Source organism: Meiothermus cerbereus DSM 11376, assembly GCF_000620065.1.
Taxonomy (GTDB): Bacteria; Deinococcota; Deinococci; order Deinococcales; family Thermaceae; genus Meiothermus; species Meiothermus cerbereus.
This window is the reverse complement of the sequence record NZ_JHVI01000028.1, coordinates 1-18,677: the sequence shown is the minus strand read 5'-3', so window position 1 is coordinate 18,677 and position 18,677 is coordinate 1. Positions and strand designations below refer to the sequence as shown.

17 protein-coding genes are annotated in these 18,677 nt (G+C 59.5%); 7 read left to right on the top strand and 10 right to left on the bottom strand.

The features are described from left to right. The first annotated feature begins 91 nt into the window (after positions 1–91). On the top strand, positions 92–463 hold the full coding sequence (locus Q355_RS0110930) for a YkvA family protein (RefSeq protein ID WP_051529392.1): 372 nt from the start codon (positions 92–94) through the stop codon (positions 461–463). Here the strand turns inward: Q355_RS0110930 and Q355_RS0110925 are convergent. The 8 genes from Q355_RS0110925 to glnA all read right to left on the bottom strand — a co-directional run bounded on the left by Q355_RS0110925 (position 460) and on the right by glnA (position 8,514). After that, positions 460–1,005, bottom strand: coding sequence for a GNAT family N-acetyltransferase (locus Q355_RS0110925; RefSeq protein WP_027877838.1), 546 nt, complete (start codon positions 1,003–1,005; stop codon positions 460–462). The two genes, Q355_RS0110930 and Q355_RS0110925, sit on opposite strands and share 4 nt — an antisense overlap. Before the next feature lie 70 nt (positions 1,006–1,075). Further along, the gene (locus tag Q355_RS0110920; RefSeq protein ID WP_027877837.1) at positions 1,076–1,411 is read right to left on the bottom strand and encodes a cupin domain-containing protein; all 336 of its coding nucleotides are present in this window, start codon (positions 1,409–1,411) and stop codon (positions 1,076–1,078) included. 15 nt (positions 1,412–1,426) lie between these two features. After that, on the bottom strand, positions 1,427–2,140 hold the full coding sequence (locus Q355_RS0110915; RefSeq protein ID WP_027877836.1) for an ABC transporter ATP-binding protein: 714 nt from the start codon (positions 2,138–2,140) through the stop codon (positions 1,427–1,429). Then, entirely contained in the window at positions 2,127–2,933 is an 807-nt protein-coding gene (locus Q355_RS0110910; protein WP_027877835.1) for an ABC transporter ATP-binding protein, read from the bottom strand. The genes Q355_RS0110915 and Q355_RS0110910 overlap by 14 nt, the downstream gene beginning before the upstream one ends. Then, positions 2,930–4,363 carry a branched-chain amino acid ABC transporter permease gene (locus Q355_RS0110905; protein WP_027877834.1) on the bottom strand — a complete coding sequence of 478 codons (1,434 nt, stop codon included), beginning with the start codon at positions 4,361–4,363 and terminating at the stop codon, positions 2,930–2,932. The genes Q355_RS0110910 and Q355_RS0110905 overlap by 4 nt, the downstream gene beginning before the upstream one ends. After that, the gene (locus tag Q355_RS0110900; protein ID WP_027877833.1) at positions 4,360–5,340 is read right to left on the bottom strand and encodes a branched-chain amino acid ABC transporter permease; all 981 of its coding nucleotides are present in this window, start codon (positions 5,338–5,340) and stop codon (positions 4,360–4,362) included. Before Q355_RS0110900 ends, Q355_RS0110905 begins: the two co-directional genes overlap by 4 nt. Before the next feature lie 278 nt (positions 5,341–5,618). Then, positions 5,619–6,779: a branched-chain amino acid ABC transporter substrate-binding protein gene (locus Q355_RS0110895; RefSeq protein ID WP_027877832.1), complete on the bottom strand. Its 1,161-nt coding sequence runs from the start codon at positions 6,777–6,779 to the stop codon at positions 5,619–5,621. A gap of 373 nt (positions 6,780–7,152) precedes the next feature. Continuing rightward, positions 7,153–8,514, bottom strand: coding sequence for a type I glutamate--ammonia ligase (gene glnA, locus Q355_RS0110890; RefSeq protein ID WP_027877831.1), 1,362 nt, complete (start codon positions 8,512–8,514; stop codon positions 7,153–7,155). Positions 8,515–8,825: 311 nt separating this feature from the next. Here glnA and Q355_RS17155 point away from each other — a divergent pair, with 311 nt between their 5' ends. Continuing rightward, entirely contained in the window at positions 8,826–9,104 is a 279-nt protein-coding gene (locus tag Q355_RS17155) for a hypothetical protein (RefSeq protein ID WP_245597559.1), read from the top strand. Further along, a complete protein-coding gene (locus Q355_RS15775; RefSeq protein ID WP_245597558.1) occupies positions 9,062–9,574 on the top strand; it encodes a hypothetical protein in 513 nt (170 codons plus the stop codon). The genes Q355_RS17155 and Q355_RS15775 overlap by 43 nt, the downstream gene beginning before the upstream one ends. Positions 9,575–9,622: 48 nt before the next feature. Here Q355_RS15775 and Q355_RS0110880 read toward each other — a convergent pair whose 3' ends face one another. Both Q355_RS0110880 and Q355_RS15770 read right to left on the bottom strand, forming a co-directional pair. Continuing rightward, positions 9,623–10,726: a PQQ-dependent sugar dehydrogenase gene (locus tag Q355_RS0110880; protein ID WP_027877830.1), complete on the bottom strand. Its 1,104-nt coding sequence runs from the start codon at positions 10,724–10,726 to the stop codon at positions 9,623–9,625. An 82-nt stretch (positions 10,727–10,808) separates the two neighbouring features. Then, positions 10,809–11,987: a PQQ-dependent sugar dehydrogenase gene (locus Q355_RS15770; protein WP_245597557.1), complete on the bottom strand. Its 1,179-nt coding sequence runs from the start codon at positions 11,985–11,987 to the stop codon at positions 10,809–10,811. Between the two features lie 412 nt (positions 11,988–12,399). Here Q355_RS15770 and Q355_RS0110870 point away from each other — a divergent pair, with 412 nt between their 5' ends. From Q355_RS0110870 to Q355_RS0110855, 4 genes are all read left to right on the top strand, one after another. Then, on the top strand, positions 12,400–14,067 hold the full coding sequence (locus Q355_RS0110870) for a bifunctional metallophosphatase/5'-nucleotidase (protein ID WP_027877829.1): 1,668 nt from the start codon (positions 12,400–12,402) through the stop codon (positions 14,065–14,067). A 212-nt stretch (positions 14,068–14,279) separates the two neighbouring features. Further along, a complete protein-coding gene (locus Q355_RS0110865; RefSeq protein WP_027877828.1) occupies positions 14,280–16,859 on the top strand; it encodes an HD domain-containing phosphohydrolase in 2,580 nt (859 codons plus the stop codon). A gap of 295 nt (positions 16,860–17,154) precedes the next feature. Next, positions 17,155–18,330: a methionine adenosyltransferase gene (metK, locus tag Q355_RS0110860; RefSeq protein WP_027877827.1), complete on the top strand. Its 1,176-nt coding sequence runs from the start codon at positions 17,155–17,157 to the stop codon at positions 18,328–18,330. A 36-nt stretch (positions 18,331–18,366) separates the two neighbouring features. Next, on the top strand, positions 18,367–18,677 hold a 311-nt coding region (locus Q355_RS0110855; RefSeq protein WP_027877826.1), incomplete at its 3' end, for a helix-turn-helix domain-containing protein.

Sequence of the window (18,677 nt, the reverse complement as noted above, 5' to 3'; positions counted from 1 at the left end):
CAGCGGTAAATCTTGCAGCCTGGGTTACATTTGCACACCTGGCTCATCTGTCTGGTGGAGGAACTGCTACCATCTAGCTGAAGGGTCGGTTATGGAAGAGTTACAAAGGCTCGAGGTTACACCCATCCAGCCCACTGAACGCTACAGTGAGGCCGCCTTCTGGCAAAAGCTGCAAAGGTTTGCCCGCCGGGCAGGCCGCAAGGTGGTGGAAAAGGCCCTCTGGCTTTATTACACCCTGCAAGAACCCAGCACACCTACCTGGGCCAAACGCACCATTCTGGGCGCGCTGGTCTATTTTCTAGTGCCCCTCGACGCGGTGGCCGATCTGGCCCCGTTAATCGGTTTTACCGATGACCTGAGCGTTTTGTTGTTGGCAGCAGGGACGGTAGCCGCTCACATTACGCCCGCCATCAAAGAGCGTGCCCGGCGTCAGGCCAGCGTGTGGTTTGGCGAGGCGGTTTAGCCATAGGCCCCTGGCCAGGGGCCAGGTGTCCGGTCGGGGATTTCAACCAGCCGGGTCTCGGTTTTGTACAGCCGCATGCCCCTGGCCTGGTAGTTGGCTAGGGCGGCTGGACTGTCGAGCGAGCAGGTGTGAACCCAGACCCGCTGGGCCCCCAGCCGCCAGGCTTCCTCGAGGGCACAGGTGAGCAGGTGTCCCCCTAGCCCCATTCCGCCAAACTGCTCGAGCAGGCCAAAGTACACAATTTCGACGTTCCCCTCGGGCTGCACCTCGAGCTGAAAATAGCCTGCGGGCGTGCCTTTCAGGTAGAGCACCCAGGTATGCAGGTTGGGGTTTTGGGCGTATTCCCACCAAGCCTGGTAGCTCCAGTTGGCTTTTTCGTACCAGTACCAGTTGCCCCCCACGCTGCGGTAGAGAAAGTGTTGCAGCTCGGCACTGGGAATTTCGGCCTTCATCAAAAGCAAACCCTCCAGTGCCACACGCTTGGGGCGTAGTGCTTGGGGTGAGCACATCTCGAGGTAGTAGGTTGTAACCTCGGCTAGCATAGGCCGATTGTATCGGCTTTCCGGCTATAGAGGTTCAGGGGTTAACCACTTACAATGCGGTCTGGCGCAGTTACCGGAGCTTGTCTAAAAGATCCTGCCGCACCGGATGGAAGGCATCGAACACCACGCTGTCTTCGATAAAAACTGCCTCGTGCTCAACATTGGAGGGCACATGGGCTATATCGCCAGGGCCGAGCTCGAGCCACTCCTCCCCAATCCGCAGCCGCAACCGCCCCGAAACCACCAGCGTAATCTGCTCGTGGGGGTGGGCATGGGCGGCCAGGGGCGAACCCGCTTTACCCTCGGCCCGCATCAGCATCAGATGCTCGCCGGCAAACGGGCGAAGCACCGCACCGGGCACCTCGAGGCCCGGAAGGCTGGCTGTTTGGGCATACCTGGCTTTCATCACTCACCCCACAGTTTAATGGCCGCCCAGGTAGGCTTCCTGGATCTCAGGCCGGGTTGCCAGCTCTTTGGCCGGGCCGCTCATGGTCAGGTGGCCGGTTTGGAGCACATAGCCGCGGTGGGCGATTTGCAAGGCCAGACGGGCGTTTTGTTCCACCAGCAGGATGGTTTTGCCCTGCTGGTTGAGCTTCTGGATAATCTCGAAAATAAAGTCCACCAGTACCGGGGCCAGCCCCATCGAGGGCTCGTCCATCAGCAGCAGCTTGGGGTCTTGCATCAGGGCCCGCCCAATGGCCAGCATCTGTTGCTCCCCCCCCGACAAGGTGCCGCCCTTTTGGTGGCGCCGTTCAGCCAGACGCGGAAACAGGGCGAAGGCTTGCTCCTTACGCTCCTGTACCACCTTAGGGTCGCGGATCAGAAAGCCGCCCATTTCCAGGTTCTCCTCCACCGTCATGCGGGGGAAGATGCGCCGCCCTTCGGGCACATGCCCGATACCCAGCCCCACGATTTTGTCGGCGGGCAGTTTGTGTATGGGGCTGCCTTGGTACAGCACCTCGCCCTTGCGGGGCTTGTTCATGCCGCTGATGGTGCGCAAGGTGGTGCTTTTTCCCGCGCCGTTGGCGCCAATCAGGGTAACAATCTCGCCTTCCTCCACCGTGAGCGATATACCCTTGAGCGCGTGGATATGACCGTAGTAGGTGTGGATGTCTTTGACTTCAAGCAGAGGCATGCGTGCTCCCTCCGGCCTGTCCTGCTGCGCCTTTGCCCAGGTAGGCTTCAATAACCCGCGGATTGGCGCGGATCTCGGCGGGCAAACCCTCGGCAATCTTGGAGCCGTACTCGAGCACCGCAATCCGATCCGAGATGCTCATCACCATGGCCATGTCGTGTTCGATGAGCACGATGGTCAGACCCAGGTCGTCGCGCAGCTTGCGCACGCGTACCTTAAGGTCTTCGGTCTCCTGCTCGTTCATCCCCGCCGCCGGTTCATCCAGAAAAAGCAGCTTGGGTTCCAGGGCCAGAGCCCGGGCGATCTCGAGCCGCCGCTGCTCCCCATACGAAAGCCCGGAGGCCAGCTCTTCGGCCCGCTTGTCCAGGTTCAAGTAGGCCAGCAGTTCCATGGCCCGCGCTTTGGCTTTTCGTTCGGTCAGGTGAAACCGGGGGGTATGCAACAGGACATCGAAGTAGGTCTGATGGGTGAGGCTATGGTGCCCCACTAACACGTTTTCCAGCACCGTCATGGCCTTAAACAAGCGGATGTTCTGGAAGGTGCGGCCAATACCGGTGCGCGCTACTTTATCCGGTGAATAGCCGGTGATGTCCTGGCCGAAAAAGACCACCCGCCCGGTGTCGGGCTTATAAATTCCGGTCAGCAGGTTGAAGAAGGTGGTCTTGCCAGCCCCGTTGGGGCCGATCACCGAGAAAATTTCTTTGGGTCGCACCTGTAGGCTCACGTCGTTGACGGCCACCAACCCGCCGAACTTTTTGGTGGCGTTTTGTACATCCAGGGCCAACTCGCTCATTTGCCACCGCCTTCTTTGGCCTCCTGACGGGCTTCTTGTAGCTCGGCTTTATGCCTTTGCTCGGGTATAAGCCCTTCGGGTCTAAAAATCATCATTAGAATCAGAATCAAACCGAACACCAGACGCTCGTATTTTGCGGGGTTGAGCTGGGGGGGCAGGTTGGCCATGTTAAAGCCCAAAATGGTGACCCCGGTCTGCCGCCAGGTGTTCAGCAGGTCGGAGAAATCCTTGAGGATACCGATGTTGAGCACCGTGACGGCAGCAGCGCCCACCACCGCTCCGCCAATGGAACCCATGCCACCCAGAATTACGAAAGCCAGAATGTTAATTGAGGCTTGCAGGGTAAAGGACTCGGGGCTCACAAAGGTTTGTTTGGCGGCGAAAACCGCGCCCATGGCGCCGGAAAAAGCAGCACCGGTGGCGAAAGCCAGCAGCTTGGTGGGCAAAAGTGGAATGCCCATGGCCTTGGCGGCGATCTCGTCCTCGCGGATGGCCACCCAGGCCCGCCCAAAGCGCGAGTTGGCCAGCCGGATGTTGACCAGAACCACAATGCCAATCACCAGCAGCACCAACAAGTAGAAGAAGAACGAGTAGGCGATGGGCTCGTCAATAGGGCGCCCATACAGGCGTTCTGCGCCGATGGCCCGCAAGAATTCGGTAAGCGGTCCCACCTCAGGACGATTAACCGGTGTAATGCCTTGGGGGCCGTTGGTAATGTTGATGGGTTTGTCGAGGTTGTTGGCAAAAACCCGTACTACCTCGCCCAGGCCCAAGGTAACGATAGCCAGATAGTCGCCCCGCAGCCGCAGGGCGGGGAGGCCAATCAGTACCCCGGTAATGGCCGCGGTAATGACAGCCAGGGCCATAAACAGGTACAGGTAATTGCCCGGCAGGCCCGCAGCAGGAAAGCCGGCGATAAACTGGGAGGCCTGCGGTGAGCCAAAAATGCCCCAGGTATAGGCCCCAATAGCGAAAAAGGCCGCAAAGCCCAGATCCAAGAGCCCGGCTTGCCCTACCACCACATTCAGGCCCAGCGCCAGCGCGGCAAAAATTCCAATCTGGATGCCCAGCTCAAACAAGAACGAGTTGGTCAGGCCGGCGATGGGCACCGCGATAAACAGGATGGCTGCCCCCAGGGCGATGCGCACCAGACTGCTCAGATTAGGCAGCAAAAAGGCCGCTACGAGCACGGCCAAAAGGCCGTAGAAGGCCAGCTTGTCGCTGGGGTTCAGCCGAAGCAGGATGGTGAGCACCAAGGCCAAGACGGCCAGCAGACCTGAACGCCAGGCGGTAGGTATTTTGCCCAGGCTTACCAGACCTACCGATACCAGCAAGGCCAGGTTGGTCAGCCCGTTTTGGGGTACCAGCAAAGCCCCCAGAATGGAAAGGGCCGTGAAGGCGAGGGTGAAAGGAAAAATAGACTGGCTCATACCTTTTCACTCACATTCTGACCAAAGATGCCCTGTGGTCTGAAGAGCAACAGCAAAACCAGGGTTAGGAAGGCGAACACATCCTTGTATTCGGTGCCAAAGTTGCCATTGGTTAGGAAGGGTAGAAAAGTGCCCGAGAGGGTCTCGAGCTGTCCTAGAATAAGCCCCCCAACCATAGCGCCGGGGATGTTGCCAATTCCACCCAGAACAGCCGAGGTAAAGGCTTTTAGTCCAGGCAACACCCCTGAGTATGGGGTTACATTGGTGTACAGCAAGCCGAACAGAACCCCAGCCACCCCGCCCAGCGAACCGCCAACAAGGAAGGTGCGCGAGATGATGGTGTCGGGGTTGATGCCCATGAGTGCGGCGGTTTGCATATCCTGCGAAACGGCCCGAATGGCTTTGCCAAGCTTGGTGCGGTTAACCAGGTAGGTCAGTCCGATGAGCATCAGGATAGAGACCACGATGATGATGATGCCCTTGACCTGAATGTTGGTTTGCAGGGGTAACTCGAACACGACGTTGAGGGCATCGTAGGTTCGGTACTGCATGTTGAACTCGTTATGCCGTACGGCCGCATAAATACGGGTTAGGTCTTGCAGCAAGAACGAGACCCCGATGGCGGTAATCATGGGCACCAGGATGTTTTTGCTGCCCCGCTTGCGCAGGGGCCGGTAAGCGAAGCGCTCCACCAGCGTGGCCATAAGGCCTGATCCTGCCGCGGCAAAAGCCAGGGCGACCAGCAAGAGCAAAAAGGGGTTGGAAATTACGGGCGCTTCGGGGTTGCCCCAGAAGCGGAAGACCTCGAGGCCAATCACCGCTCCGATCATGAAAACTTCGGAATGTGCAAAGTTAATCAGCCCCAGCACCCCGTAAACCATGGTATAGCCCAGGGCCACCATGGCATAGACAAATCCCAACAGCAGACCTTCGAGCAAGGTTTGCGGCAGGATGGCAAGTAGATCTGCAACCGTCAAGTAAACCTCCTAGCCTTTAAGATTATACGAACCCACGCATATAAACTCATTGAAGCGCGTGCTCTTTTCCAGATAAGCCTGCCAGAGTATATCGGTTGCAAACAAACCTGACAACAGGGCATATCAAAAAATAAAAAACTGACTCAAGAGTCAGTTTTTTATTTTTTCCCACAAAACCACGCAAAGCTGCATAAAAAGAAGGCTCCCGCGGATGCGGGAGCCTCTATCGCACTCTTCACGGGTTCAATGTTTATGAAGAGCGCTCTATTGAGTAAAGCTTACTGGCGAGCGGCTGGGGGCGCGAACTGAATCACGCGCAGCACTTCGCCGGGGTATTTGGCTTCTTTCATGCCCACGATGTAGTAGTCGGAGAGCTTGCGATCTCCCTTGCTATCGAACTCGATGCGACCGGTCAGGCCGTCCAGCTTGACCTCGCGCACCGCACGGGCCACCTGCTCACGGGTGGGTTTGCGGCCGTTGTTGGCCTTGATGGCAGCCTCGAGGGCAGCCAGAATCACATTGGCCGCGTCGTAGGCGTACACGGCATAGGCCTCGGGGTCTTTGCCGAACTTGGCCTTGTAGCGCTGGGCAAAGGCAGCAGCCTTGGGCAGGGTGCTGATGGGGCCAGCGGTGGTGGTGAACAGCACACCCTTCGAAGCGCTACCAGCAATCTTGACCAGGTCGGAAGCGTCCAGACCGTCGCCGCCCATGAAGGTGGCGGTGATGCCGCGCTCACGCATCTGCTTGACCAGCACGCCACCCTTGTCGTAGATGCCACCGTAGTAGACCAGGTCGGGGCGTTGGGCGCGCATCTGCAGGATGAGGGGCTGGAAGTTGGAGGCTTCCTCGGTGCCTACCAGGGCCACTACGTTAGCACCCAGCTCCTTGGCGCGGGCCGCGAAGGCTTCGGCCAGGCCCTGGCCGTAGGGGGTTTTATCGTGGATCACAAACAGGCGGTTTTTCTTGAGCACCTTCACGGCGTACTCGGCGCCCACCGGGCCCTGCACGTCGTCGCGCCCGCAGATGCGGTTGACGTTCAAGTAACCGCGGTCGGTAACGCGGGGGTTGGTGTTGGCGGGGGAGACCATGACCAGGTTGGTGTCTTTGTAAATCTCCGAGGCGGGAATGGCCACACCCGAGTTTAGGTGGCCCACGATGCCCAGCAGGTCGGGGTCGTTAACGATACGGCGAGCTACCGCCACACCCACATCCGGGGTGGCCTGGTCATCTTGAGGACTGAACTGCAGCTGGAAGCCAAGCTGCTGGAAGCGGGCCTGGGCATCCTCTATGGCCATCTGGGCACCCTGCTGGATGGCGGTACCCAGACCGGACTGGGGCCCGGACAGGGGCGAGACCGAAGCGATCTTGATGACGTTGGACTGGGCCGAGGCCACACCCAGGGCCAATACGCCCAGCGCTAGAATTGCGAGCTTTTTCATGCCGATTCCTCCTAAAGAACAAAAACTTAGCCGTGATGGCTGGCCTATTCTACCCAGCCCACACCAAGGTGTGTCAATGTGGGCGGTTATTTTTCCAGCCATTTTGAGGGTACACAATTTTGCTGAAACTGCAACAGGGGTAGCGGCCTTTGCAGCTCTAAAGACTGAAGCCATCAGTCTTTAGCTGGAGCGGGACTGACTGGCTGCATGATTTTGCGCAACCCTGCACTACCCCCGCTGTATCTTGACGCGACGGCGTTAAGTTGCGCCAGGGTAGATTGGCAAAACCCGCGGAATGAGTCTATGCGTACCTGGCGCAATTCCTAAAGCGACCCTTCGGAACAGCATCTTGCATTTCAACATATGGAGATACTTAGTATTCGGCCAGGTACTGATCAAGTTCCCATTGGTGAACTGCGATCCGGTAGGAGTCCCATTCCACCTGCTTGGCATTGAGGAAATCTTTGTATAACTGCTCGCCCAGTGCGGCCCGGACGACCCGGTTCTTTTGCAGGGCCTCGAGGGCTTCGCGCAGGGTTCTGGGCATCTCGCTGACGCGGTACTTGCGCCTGTCCCGTACCGAAAGCTCGTATACGTCGCGTTCGATGGGGGGTGGGGGGGTCAGGTTGCTTTCGATACCCTCGAGGCCCGCGCCCAAAATCACCGCCAGGGCCAGGTAGGGGTTGCAGGAGGGGTCGGGGAGGCGAAACTCGGCCCGGGTGCCCCTGCCACGCCGTTTGGGAACCCGGATCATGGCGCTGCGGTGCGAAACCGACCAGGCCACACTGGTGGGGGCTTCGTATCCCGGGGTCAGGCGCTTGTAGGAGTTGACCAGCGGGTTGGTGATGGCGGCCATGCCCTCGGCGTGCTCGAAGAGGCCAGCGATGAATTGTAGGGCGGTTTTGGATAGCTGATGGGGCCAGACCTCGAGCTTCCCCCTGGGCTCATAAAAAGCATTCTCACTATTTTTGAACAGCGACAGGTGGAAGTGCAGGCCTGAGCCATTAATGCCAGCAATGGGCTTGGGCATGAAGGTGGCGTGAAGCCCGTGGTTGATGGCAATGCGCTTGGCCACAAACTTAAAGGTGGTCAGGTTGTCGGCAGCCTGGAGAGCGTCGGTGTACTTGAAGTCAATTTCGTGCTGGCCAGGGGCGCCTTCATGGTGGGCGGCCTCGAGCTGCAACCCCAGTGCTACCAGCATGTCTACCATATCCCGGCGGGCCTCCTCACCCCTGTCGGTGGGGGCCAGGTCAAAGTAGCCTGCCCGGTCGTAGGTGTGAATGGTCGGGCTGCCTTCGGGGCTGCGATTAAACAAGAAAAATTCCACTTCGCTGCCCACGAAGAGGTTGTCGAAACCTTTTTTCTGGGCTCGTTCGACCTGCCGCTTGAGCACCTGGCGAGGGTCACCCTCAAAAGGTTTGCCATCGGGGTAAGCAATATCGCAGATTAAGCGAGCTACGGCACCTTTGGTGGTGGGCTCTAGTTCTCTTGGATAGACCACAAAAGTGTTGTAATCCGGCTTCAAGAGCATGTCCGACTCTTCGACCTCGGTGCGGCCAAAGCCCTCAATGGAGGAACCATCGAACATAATCTCGCCGTCTAAAGCCTTCTCAAACTGATTAATCGGGAGTTCAACTACTTTGTTGATGCCCAAAATGTCGGTGAACTGCAAGCGCAGGAAGCGTACCCGATGGTCTTTTAGCTCTTGCAGAATATCCTGCTTGGTTCGTGCCATGTGTTTAGCATACCGGTATTGCCCAGGCTTTTGGCAGGCCTTTCTCGCTTCCTAGCCGGTTGGCTGCTTCAGTAAGCCGTGGGCACAGGTCTGGAGGGGCTTATATGAACCCCACCAGAAGCTTTTTGTTTAGGGCAGGTCAAAACCAACCGGATGCGAGAGCAGCTCTTGGCGCAGCTTCAGGTGGGGGCCCCAGCAAAAAGACATTTTTTATGATTTGCATTAGGGAAATTTTCAATCCCTCTCAGTTAAAGGGCGCACCTAGCCACTATCATTGGGCCGTTTGTGGCGTTTTGCCAGTAGGAGGCAATATGAAAAAAACCGTGTTGGCAGTAATAGCTTCGCTGGGTATCGGCAGTGCCGCTTTAGCCGATGGCTTTTCCATCACCGGAAACCTGCAGTTTCTGCCCGAATTTGGGGTGGTGGGTGGCCAGTTCATAACCCCTTACCGCACCTACCGGGGTACGGCGCTTAACTACACCTTCAACCTGACCGAAAACTTCCTGGCTGGCGCTAGCCTGCGCCCAGGATTTTTGCAGGCCAGCTGGTGCTGGCAAGCCGCGCTGGCCTGGTGGGGGTTACCAAGCTGAATGAATCTAGTACCGGCTATGTGGAGGGGGCCATCCGCTTTGGCTCCAACCAGATTATGGTGCCTGGCCCTTTCAGTTTCGATTTTGATGCGGGTGGGGAAATCTTCATCACGCAGCGGGTTGCTGATGCCGCGGTGCTCTATGGGGGTGCAGGCCTGGATGCCACCCTGGTGGTTGTGCCATCGGTCTCGCTGAACGCAGCAGCCAATGCTTATGCCGGCCTCAAGCTGGAACTCAGCCGCGACATCAATGCCTATCTGGAAGGGGGCCTGCGCTATCCTTTCGGCCTCAGTCTGGGCTACGACGTAACCGCTTCGCTTTACTACACCGTGGTGCGCGGCGTGCGGCTGGGTGTGTATGGGGGCTATACCAACGTTAGCGGCGTGGCGGGCGCCTGGAAGCTGGGGATTGCCGGTGAGTGGACCGAAAAACCCGAGACCTTGGGCACGCCCGGTAACTACCTGCCCTGAGATGGGCTTGCCTAATGGGCCTGCCTCCCAAGTGGGAGGCAGTTTTTGTTAACGCTGGGCCATGCGGTAGACGGTGCCGCGGTGGTCAATTACATACAGCTCGCCGGCGGCGTCTTCGCCAAAGGAACTGATGTTCAGGTCGGTTTTGAGAACTTCCCGGCTCTGCCAGCGGTCGCCCTGGGGTGTAGCAGCCCAGATGCGCCCACTCACGTAATCGCCATAGAAATAAGTGCCTCTGAAGGCCGGCATGGCGTTACCCCGGTAGCGGTACCCCCCGGTAATGGAGCGGCCCTGGTCGTGGGTGTAGGTCAGCACGGGCATAACCAGACCTTCGCGGTTGCAGTTTTGCGGAGGATTGAAGCAGCGGTCACCTTCCATGATGCGCCAGCCGTAGTTCTCGCCCCCCTTGCTGCTGGCGGGCTGAAAGTTTACCTCTTCCACGGCATTCTGACCCACATCGGCGATCCACATGTCGCCGGTCTGGCGGTCGAAGCTGAAGCGCCAGGGGTTGCGCCAGCCATAGGACCAAATTTCACTGCGACGCCCAGCCAGCACAGGATTGTCGGCGGGGATGGCGTAGGCCCTGTTGCCCTCACTGCGGTTTACCTCGAGGCGCAGGATTTTGCCCAGCAAGGTGTCGAGCCGCTGCCCGGCGTTGAGTGGGTCGCCGCCCGAACCTCCGTCACCCATGCCAATGTACAGCATGCCATCCGGACCAAAGGCGATCATACCGCCGTTGTGGTTGGCATAGGGCTGTTCAACGGTAAGAAAAATTTGGGCAGAGCCAGCCTCGGCACGGTTGCCATTGGCGCGATAGCGGGCGATTACGGTGTTGCCATTGCGGTTGGTGTAATTGATAAAGAAGAGGTTGTTCTGACGAAAGTCGGGATGAAAAGCCAGCCCCAGCAGACCCCGTTCACCACAGCAAGAAACCAGGTTGCTCACATCCAGGAACGGCTCGGCCAGCAGCCGCCCATTCTGCCAGATGCGGATGGTGCCGCCTTGCTCGAGGATAAAAAGCCGCCCGGTGTCGTCGGGTGCGTAGGTCAGAAACAACGGGCGGCTGAGGTTGTTGGCGATTGGAACCAGGTTGATGGATTGGGCAGAAGCCAGGCCAAGCCACAGCAGGGCAAACCAGACCATCTTTCGCATAAGCCCAGTGTAGCCCGGCCTTTTCTGAGGCCGATGTGTGTGGACTACAAGTTTCCTGGCCGACTGGCGCTGCGCTTGCTGCCTAGAGCTGGTCCTCGAGCTGCCAGACCTGCCCTCCAAATAAGCTAATCAGGTACAGCTCGCCTTGCTCGTCTTCGCCGAAGGAGGCCAGGCCCGTCCCGGCAGAGCCAATCTCGGTTTTGCGTGTCCAGGTGCCGTTTACCAGGCGCAGGCTCCAGAGGTGGCCGGAGCCGAAGTCGGTGAAAAAATAGCGGCCCCGCATACGGGGGAAGCGCGAACCCCGGTAAACATATCCCCCCGTAACCGAGTAACCATCGCTGCGCCCATAGGCGTGTACCGGCGGGGTCAGGCTGGCGCCATTGCAGCCAGGGGGAATGCTGTTGTCGTAGCAGTGGTTGCCCTCCATGATTTTCCAGCCGTAGTTAAGGCCCTTGCCGCCGCCGGGGCCCAGGCTTATTTCTTCCTGGGTGCCCTGACCCACGTCGCCAATCCAGAGGTCGCCGGTTTGCCGGTCGAAGCTGGCCCGCCAGGGGTTGCGCAGGCCCAGGGCCCAGAGTTCCGAAACCCGCCCGCCCAGGCTGGGGTTATCTGCAGGAATGCGGTAGTTGAGGCCTGTTTCGCTGCCGTTGACGTCGAGGCGCAGCACCTTGCCCAGCATGTGGCGGTTCCCATCCTGGGGAAGGAGGCGCTGGGCATAGTTTTCTGGATCGCCCCCAGAACCCCCGTCGCCCAGGGGGATATAGAGCATTTTGTCGGGGCCAAAGCCCAGCCAGCCAGCATTGTGGTTATCGTAGGGCTGGTCTACGCTCAGAACGACCTGCTCGGTGCTGGGGTCGGCTAGCTTGGTGCTGCGGTTGGCGCTGTAGCGGGCAATGATGGTGTCGCCAGAGGTGTTGGTGTAGTTCACATAAAAAAAGCCGTTGTTGCGGTAGTTGGGATGGAAGGCCAGGCCCAGCAGGCCTTGCTCACCGCCCTTGGCGGTTTTTCCGGTGATGTCGAGGAAGGGCTGTGTGCGCAGGGTGCGGCCCTCAATGATGCGTATTCGACCGGCTTTTTCCACCACGTATAGATCGCCGCTACCATCCCCGGCATGCGTCAGGTAAAGCGGCTGGGTCAGACCGGAGGAAACAACCAGTTTCAGATGAAGCTGCGGCTCGCCCGCAGGAGGCGGGTTGGGATTGGGAGGCATGTCCTGACAGCCAACCGCCACGGTTACCAGAAAAGCTGCTAAATAGCGCATAAACCCTCCTTCGCGCACGCATACTTGTGGGCGGGTTATGCAACAAGGCTATCCGGGCGGGCTGAGGGTTTGCTGAAAAAAGCTTCAAGCTCGAGCCACCAAAAGCAATACCAGGAAGAAGCTTGAAGACGAAGCCGCAGCAGGAACACCGGGAAACCAAAGGCCGCACTGTCCTCCGCAACCTAAGGGCTGGCCGGGTGTTTCAAGATGGAGCTCCCTCACCCAAAGCACCCACAAGGAGGAGCGCCCACACCCAGTCGGCTTTTAGAAGGCTTCGGGGGTTCATACCACACGCGGCTTTGACAAAGCCAGGATGCTGCAGATTAAAGTGATAGCCACACGCACTAGGGTGCGTGACTTGGCTTTGACGAGCCGGTATAGAATAACCTGGCAGTTTAGCAGAGGAGGAACCATGCGTCGTAGAGATGTACTCAAAGCAGGCTTGGTTAGCGGAGCAGCCCTGGCCGGATTGACCCGGGCCCAGGGCGGCAATTTTACTATGACCATAGTCCATATCAACGATACCCATGCCCGGCTCGAGCCCACCGGCGGTCTGACCCTGGGGGGGCAGGCAAACCAGCGCCTCGGTGGCTTTGCTCGAGTGATTTCACTTTTTGACCGGTTGCGCGGTACGGCTACCAACCCCTTGTTTTTGCATGCAGGCGATGTGTTCCAGGGCACCCTCTACTTCAATCAGTACCAGGGGCTGGCCGATCGGCACCTTTTGCACCGCATGGGCATCCGGGCTATGGCCCCCGGCAACCACGAGTACAACTTGGGGCCCGATGGGCTGGCCAACTTTTTGAATGGGGTGCGCTTCCCGGTGGTCTCGGCCAATACCGATGTCTCGAGGGAACCCAAGCTGGCGGGGCGCATTAAGCCCTACGCGGTGGTGAGTGTGGGAGGACAGCAGGTGGGTATCATTGGCCTCACCACCCCCGAAACCTCTATCCTCTCGAGCCCCGGCCCCAACGTCCGCTTTACCGACCCGGTTCCGGCTACCCAGCAAGCCGTGGTGGAGCTCTTGGCTCGAGGCGTGAAGTACATTGTGGTGCTCTCGCACCTGGGCTATCTGCAAGACCAGGAGCTGGCCCGCAAGGTAACGGGCGTGCAAGTGATTGTGGGTGGCCACAGCCATACCCTACTGGGCCAGACCCCCTTCCCAGAGCTGCGCCCGGGCGGGGCCTACCCCACCATCATCAAGAACCCCGAGAACAAAGATGTGCTGGTGGTGCAGGCCTGGGAGTGGGCCAAGGTGGTGGGTCGCCTGCAGGTTACCTTCAACGAGCGGGGTGAGCTGGTGGCCCACCAGGGCCAGGTAATCCCCATGACCGCCAACCTGCCCGAAGACCGCTTCGCCCTCGACGCCATTGCCGCCTATGGTCTGCCCATCGCGGCACTGCGGGCCCAGGTGGTTTCCAGGGCAGCCGTAGCACTCAACGGTGAGCGCAACGACGTGCGCCGCCGCGAGACCAACCTGGCCAACCTGATTGCCGATGCGATGCTGTGGAAAACCCGTCAGGCTGGTACTACCATTGCGCTGCAAAACGGTGGGGGCATTCGGGCCACCATCCCAGCAGGTAACATTACGGTGGGGCAGGTGAACGAGGTGCTGCCTTTTGGCAACACCCTGACGGTGCTCGATCTCAAAGGCAGCGAAATTCTGGCTGCGCTGGAAAACGGCGTTTCCCAGTGGGAGCAGATTGCGGGCCGTTTCCTGTCGGGGGTGGCGGGTATCCGCTATACCTTCGATCTGGCTCGTCCGGCAGGAAGCCGGGTTACCCAGGTTCAGGTTCAGACCCCCACGGGCTTCCAACCCCTCGACCCGGGCGCCACCTACCGCGTGGTGACCAACAGCTTTATCGCTGGCGGCGGCGACGGCTTTGCTGTCTTGCGCGATGCCAAAGGCTTCCGGGTGGATACGGGCTTTAGCGATGCTGAAGTGCTGATTGAGTACCTGCGTACCCAGCCTTCCTGGGAGCCGCGCCTGGAGAACCGTATTACCATCCTCAACGAGCCCCGGGGCCAGCGCTGGGAAGGGCCCTTCTACGTGGACAGCTTTTTACGGGTAAGGGTCTAGGCACCCCCGTTTTCTATAGCAGGTTGCCTGTCGGTTGCACGACCACGGGCAACCTGCATTTTTCGCAGCCTTCGATATTTGTACCACTACTGCCAGCGGCAAAAAAAGCTGGAGCCGCCCTTTTCCTGACTGGGCCTGTACCATGAAGACCGCTCTAAGTTGTGATACATAAACTTTTACTGAAACCAGTTCGCCCTTAGGCTGATTTGGAGATGCAGGGGTCTTATCCGGGCCTGTTGGCCCTATTGCGCGATTTGGTGGGCAGTCTCAGCCAGGAAGCCCTGCTCACGGAGGCTTTGGAAGGGGCTTTGCGCTTGATTCCGGGGGCTCAGGCCGGTTCGACTTTGCTGCGTGAAGGAAGCGCATACCGTTTTGTGGCTATGCGGGGGCACAACATTGCCTTGCCCAGGTATTCCCTGAGCTTGCAAGACGAGCTGCGCTGGTACGGGGGCAGTTTGCAGGAGGCCTTGTCGGCCCGCCCCAAAATAACTCAGGCTAAGGTTGAGTTCAGTGGTTTATCGCAGCAGGATCGCCAGTCCCTACAGGGCGTTAACTGGGCGCTGAACATTCCGATACCCTTGGGGGATAAGGTAGAGGCCTGGCTAAGCCTGGATCGCCTCGAGGCCACCCCCTTTCCGGCAGAAGCCTTGCCGCTGGCCCAGGAGCTCGGGCTAAGCCTGGGTGTGGTGTTGCAAACGCTCAAAGAGCGAAGAATAACCCAGGCCCGCCTCGAGCGGGAAGAAGGCCTGGCCCGTGTGCTGGGGGTGCTGTCCACCTTTCGCGAGGCTGACGCACTCTGGAATTCGCTGCCTAATCTGATTCTAGAAATTTTAGGGGGGAAGCGCGCCCTAGCTTTGCGCCGCGAAGGGGATCAGCTACGGGTATGTGCTGCTGTGAACTGGGAAGCAGCGGGCTTATCGGTGCCTCGAGGGAACGGGGCTGCCTGGCTGGCCCTGGAGGAGCGTCGGGTGCAGATGGCGGGCCTTGATGATCCTCGGCTGTACCTAAATATTTCGGGTGCCCCTGAGGAGTACGCGGCTTTAGTTCCCCTTCTGGATGCCCACGGCGAGGGCTTTGGGGTGGTGGTGGCCTGCGCCCAGGCCTCTTTTGAACTGGACGATGCGTCGGTGTTGGAGGCCTTTGGCCGTGGGGTGGGGCAGGTACTGGCCCGCCTGGAAGCCCAAGCAGGCCAGCAGCGTGAACTGGCCCGTTTGCAAAGCCTTGCCCTGGCCAGTCAGTGCCTTACAGCAGCGCAAACTACCGAGGAGTTGCTGCAGCTCACAGTTAAGGAAGCCCTGGGGCAGACCAGGGCTTCAACCAGCCTGGTAACGCTCTATCGGCCCAAAGATGACGTGCTCGAGGTGGTGGCGGCGGCGGGCTTTGCCGCCGAGAGGGCAGCCGGTACCCGGCACAAGCGGGGCCAGGGGCTGGCCTGGCGGGTGCTGGAGCAGCGCAGCCCACTGTACCTGCCCGACGCTTCCCGCGAGCCCAGCGCTGTGTTTACCTCGGGCAATCGGGCCCGGGCGGCCTACCTGGGAGTGCCGATGGGTGACCCCGAGGGCCAGATGGTGGGGGTGCTGTCGGTGGACACAGCAGGGATGGGCGGGGAGATACAGCCGCAGGATCGCTATGCCCTGGAGGCACTGGCTCGGGTGGCTGGGGTGATGTTTTCACGCCTGCAAGCCCTCGAGCGGGCCAAACGGGAGACCGAGCGCTACCGCAGACTGGTGCTGATGTCTGCCGACCTCGAGACCCTGGACGAGCCTGTCTGTATGGCCCAGCGGGCCCTGGAGACGCTTATTGACCTTACGGGGCTTTCGGCTGGTGGCTTTTACCGATTGGAGCTCAAAGATACCAGCAAAGGCAGCGGTTTAATGCAGCTTGTTCGAGGGCATGAGCGGGACAAAGAGGGCCGCTTGCAGCACTTTGCCAGCCTGCCGGTGTCGTTGGGGAGCGGGTTCATGGGCAAGGCCCTGGCTACTGGCAAAGTCCAGTATATTGAGGACTACCAAACCTGGGATGGGGCCTGGCCTACGCTGTTGGCTTATAGACTGAGAACCCTGCTCACCGCGCCTTTGTTTGTGCAGGGGGCGCCTTACGGAGCCCTTACGCTGGCCAGCTTTGACCATAAGGCCTACATATCAGAAGAACACCTGGCTTTATTAGAGGCAGTTGCGCGGCGGCTCGAGCGAGCCCTGGAGCGGGTGGCGCACCTCGAGGAAATCACCCGTACCCGCGAGGATGCGCTGCGGGCTTTGGGGCTGGGTCTGGAGCTGCGCGATCTGGAGACCAGTGGTCATACCGACCGGGTGGTGGCCCTGACCGAAGCCCTGGGGCAGCGCCTGGGCTTTCCCGACCTCGAGGGGCTGCGCATGGGGGCCTACCTGCACGACCTGGGTAAGCTGGCCATTCCCGACTCCATTTTGCTCAAACCCGGAACCCTTACCGATGCTGAATGGCGCATCATGCAAAGCCACTGCGATATCGGCTTTGGCATGCTGGAAAACCTGGGCTTTTTGTCCCAGACGGCCCGTAATATCGTGCGCTACCACCACGAGCGGGTGGACGGATCGGGCTATCCTTTTGGCCTGAAGGGCGACGAGATTCCCCTCGAGGCCCGTCTTTTTGCGGTGGTAGATGTTTACGATGCGCTGGTTCACTCCCGCCCTTACAAGGCCGCCTGGAGCCACCAGGAAGCCTTGCGCGAGCTGCGCAGGCAGTCCGGCCAGACCCTGGATGCCCCCATCGTGCAGGCGTTTCTCGAGGTGATAACCAGCCGGGTTAGAAAGTGATCAGGCAGATGCGGCACGGGTCAGGCGTTTTTAATAACTTTGATTCGTTCTTTTTCTGGGGCCCCCGCCTGAGGCGCGGGTAGCAACAACCGGAAAAACGATGGTACTCCGAGCTGCCCCTAACGGAACGATTCAGACGGGGTTCATATAACCTCATCCGAAGCGTTCTAAAAGCCGACTGACTGTAAGCTTCCTGCCGATGCTTTGGGGGGAGATTTTTTCGTCGAACGGAAAACATAGAAGTGCTATACTTTGTCGGTTGACGCGGCCAGACCGCTTTTAGAGGAGGACAAAGTTGCAACGACTGGTAACTTCGGAATCGGTGACGGAAGGCCACCCCGACAAACTGGCCGACCGCATCTCGGATGCGGTGCTGGATGCGATTCTGGCAGAGGATGCCAAGGCCCGGGTGGCCTGCGAAACCCTGGTGACCACGGGCCTGGTGATGGTGGCGGGCGAGATTACCACCGATAGTTATGTGGACATCCCCCGCCTGGTGCGCCAGACCGTGCTCGAGGTGGGCTATACCCGGGCCAAATATGGCTTCGATGGCGATACCTGTGCGGTGCTGACCGCCATAGACGAGCAGTCGCCGGATATTGCAGGCGGGGTCAACGAGTCGTGGGAGTGGCGGGTGCTGGGTTCTAAAGACGAGTTTGACCGAGTGGGTGCAGGTGACCAGGGGCTGATGTTTGGCTACGCCACCGACGAAACCCCCGAACTGATGCCGCTGCCCATCTCGCTGGCCCATCGCCTGACCCGCCGCCTGGCCGAAGCCCGTAAGACTGGGGAAATTCCCTACCTGCGCCCCGACGGCAAGGCCCAGGTCACGGTGGTCTACGAGGGGCAGAAACCCCTGTATGTGGGCACTGCTCTGGTCTCCACCCAGCACTCCGAAGAGGTCGAGGCTGACCAGATTCACCACGACATCCGCACCAAGGTAATCGAGAAGGCCATCCCCGAGCAGTACCTGAGCAAGGAAACCCAGTACCTGGTTAATCCCTCGGGTAAGTTTGTAATTGGGGGGCCGCATGGCGATACCGGTCTGACCGGGCGCAAAATTATCGTAGATACCTATGGCGGGGCTGTACCGCACGGCGGAGGGGCCTTTAGCGGTAAAGACCCCACCAAAGTAGACCGCTCGGCGGCCTACTATGCCCGCTACATCGCCAAGAACATCGTGGCGGCGGGCCTGGCCAAGCGTGCCCTGATCGAGCTGGCCTATGCCATCGGCAAGGCCCGTCCGGTGGGGATGCGGGTCGAAACCTTTGGCACCGGTGTTGTGTCCGACGAAAAAATTACCGAGGCAGCCCAGAAAGTATTCGACGCCCGCCCCAGGGCCATCATCGAGAACCTGAACCTAGAGCGCCCCATCTACACCCCCACCTCGGCCTATGGACACTTTGGCCGGGAGGGTTTCCCCTGGGAGAACACCGACAAGGTCGAGGAGCTGCGCAAGCTACTGCCGTAGTGCCCTGTAATACCAAATCTATGTAGATAATAACTCATGCCAAGCAAAGCCATAGCCCTACACGCCCACCTGAGCCTGGAAGAACTCGAACAGCGCTACCGTAGCTGCAAGGATGCCAAGGAGAAGACCCGCTGGCAGGTGATCTGGTTGTACGCCCAGCAGACCCGGGAGCACCGCCCCAGCACCCTGGCGGTGAGCCAGGCCACCGGGTTTAGCCAGAACTGGGTCTACAAGCTCATCCGGCGCTACAACGCCGAGGGACCCCAGGGGCTCATCGATAAGCACCGCTACAACCCAGGAGGGGATAAGCGGGCCTTGCTGAACCAGGAGGAGCAACAAGCCCTCCG

Coding starts and splice junctions, on each gene's coding strand:
- Q355_RS0110930 (WP_051529392.1), top strand. CDS start 92: ATGGAAGAGTTACAAAGGCTCGAGGTTACACCCATCCAGCCCACTGAA.
- Q355_RS0110925 (WP_027877838.1), bottom strand. CDS start 1,005: ATGCTAGCCGAGGTTACAACCTACTACCTCGAGATGTGCTCACCCCAA.
- Q355_RS0110920 (WP_027877837.1), bottom strand. CDS start 1,411: ATGAAAGCCAGGTATGCCCAAACAGCCAGCCTTCCGGGCCTCGAGGTG.
- Q355_RS0110915 (WP_027877836.1), bottom strand. CDS start 2,140: ATGCCTCTGCTTGAAGTCAAAGACATCCACACCTACTACGGTCATATC.
- Q355_RS0110910 (WP_027877835.1), bottom strand. CDS start 2,933: ATGAGCGAGTTGGCCCTGGATGTACAAAACGCCACCAAAAAGTTCGGC.
- Q355_RS0110905 (WP_027877834.1), bottom strand. CDS start 4,363: ATGAGCCAGTCTATTTTTCCTTTCACCCTCGCCTTCACGGCCCTTTCC.
- Q355_RS0110895 (WP_027877832.1), bottom strand. CDS start 6,779: ATGAAAAAGCTCGCAATTCTAGCGCTGGGCGTATTGGCCCTGGGTGTG.
- glnA (WP_027877831.1), bottom strand. CDS start 8,514: ATGGCACGAACCAAGCAGGATATTCTGCAAGAGCTAAAAGACCATCGG.
- Q355_RS17155 (WP_245597559.1), top strand. CDS start 8,826: ATGAAAAAAACCGTGTTGGCAGTAATAGCTTCGCTGGGTATCGGCAGT.
- Q355_RS0110880 (WP_027877830.1), bottom strand. CDS start 10,726: ATGCGAAAGATGGTCTGGTTTGCCCTGCTGTGGCTTGGCCTGGCTTCT.
- Q355_RS15770 (WP_245597557.1), bottom strand. CDS start 11,987: ATGCGCTATTTAGCAGCTTTTCTGGTAACCGTGGCGGTTGGCTGTCAG.
- Q355_RS0110870 (WP_027877829.1), top strand. CDS start 12,400: ATGCGTCGTAGAGATGTACTCAAAGCAGGCTTGGTTAGCGGAGCAGCC.
- Q355_RS0110865 (WP_027877828.1), top strand. CDS start 14,280: ATGCAGGGGTCTTATCCGGGCCTGTTGGCCCTATTGCGCGATTTGGTG.